Source organism: uncultured Campylobacter sp. (assembly GCF_938045405.1).
In the GTDB taxonomy this organism is placed as follows: domain Bacteria; phylum Campylobacterota; class Campylobacteria; order Campylobacterales; family Campylobacteraceae; genus Campylobacter_B.
The window spans coordinates 1-1380 of the sequence record NZ_CALIMW010000094.1 but is presented as its reverse complement, the minus strand read 5'-3'; the positions used below and the strand labels follow the sequence as shown (position 1 = coordinate 1380).

2 protein-coding genes are annotated in these 1380 nt (G+C 48.0%); both read left to right on the top strand.

Features of this window, described 5'->3' with window-relative positions:
- Positions 1-95 precede the first annotated feature (95 nt).
- The gene (locus Q0140_RS03405; RefSeq protein ID WP_297961906.1) at positions 96-779 is read left to right on the top strand and encodes a phosphatase PAP2 family protein; all 684 of its coding nucleotides are present in this window, start codon (positions 96-98) and stop codon (positions 777-779) included.
- Between the two features lie 249 nt (positions 780-1028).
- Positions 1029-1380 (top strand): twin-arginine translocation signal domain-containing protein (locus tag Q0140_RS03400; RefSeq protein WP_297961903.1); only part of this gene is annotated, 352 nt, incomplete at its 3' end.

The following is a 1380-nucleotide window of genomic DNA, read 5'->3' as shown; positions in this document are numbered from 1 at the left end:
GGATGATGCTTTTTCGCACGATAATCTTTTTCACACGCTGCTTGGAATTTTCGAGGTAAAAACGGAAATTTACCGCAAAGATATGGATATGCTCTATGACACCAGGCTTCATCAATAAACAAATTTGCCTCAGCGTCGCGGCGTTAATCGCGGTAATCACGCTTTTTTATTTCAGCGATTTGGATCTGGCGATAAGCGCTAAGCTGTATGATCCGCTGACGCATTCTTGGCCGATACGCATCGATGAGCCGATCAAAAGGCTGCTCCTGTACGACGGCTTTAAGCGGGTATTTATCTGCGGCTGCGGCTGCGTCCTGATCGCGTGTGCGATACTGTATAAGAGTGCTTTCGTGCAGGCGCGCAAAAAAAGGCTCATAGTCTTTTTTCTCTCGGTTGCCCTCGTGCCGTCGCTCGTCGGAGCGCTTAAAAATTTAACCGAGGTTCCCTGTCCGTGCGAGATCGTAAATTTCGGCGGAATCTACCCTGATATTAAGGTCTTTGACGCATATCCTGCCGATTTTACGCCGCCGAATAAGGCCAAATGCTGGCCCGCGGGGCATGCCAGTATGGGCTTTTCGCTGATGAGCTTATATTTCGTCTGCCGCGGCACTCGCACGCGCAAAATCTCGCTCGCTACGGCAATTGCGATCGGCTGGATTACGGGCGTATACAAGATGCTGCTGGGCGATCATTTTTTCAGCCATACGCTCGTTACAATGATCTTAGCGTGGCTTGTGATCTTGCTGATCGCGAAGTTAAACCGATATGCGAGCTCGTAAATTTAAAATTTGAAACTTCCTTGCCTTCAATGTACCGTTTTGTAATTTCGCTCGCCTGTAAAGTGCGGTACATGAAACGAAACATCCTCGTTAAATTTAAAGCCGAATTTTAATAACTCATTTCAAGCTCGCAAATTTAGGGGATAGAATTAATATTTCTTTGTAATTTTATGACGAAATTTCAGCTTAATGAATTATAAATTATTGTAGAATTACCCGTAAAAAAACATCAATGCCAAAGGAGAAATAATGGTAAATTTAGCGCAAATCGGCGCCAGACTCAAGGAGCTCGAGCGTTTGCCGCGACTTAAAGCGGACAAAAGTATCGCACAGAGGCTGCAAGAAGGAGGGTTTTCACGTCGCGATTTTATGAAATGGAGCGGAGCGATGACCGCGATGCTCGGGCTTCCGGCCGCATTTGCGCCTAGCGTGGCGCGAGCTGCGGAGCTTGCGGATCGCCTGCCGGTGATCTGGCTTCATATGGCGGAGTGCACGGGCTGTAGCGAGAGCTTGCTACGCACAGAGACGCCTAGCATCGACAGCCTCATATTTGATTACATCAGCCTAGAATACCACGAGACGATAATGGCTGCCGCAGGCT

Coding starts and splice junctions, on each gene's coding strand:
- Q0140_RS03405 (WP_297961906.1), top strand. CDS start 96: ATGACACCAGGCTTCATCAATAAACAAATTTGCCTCAGCGTCGCGGCG.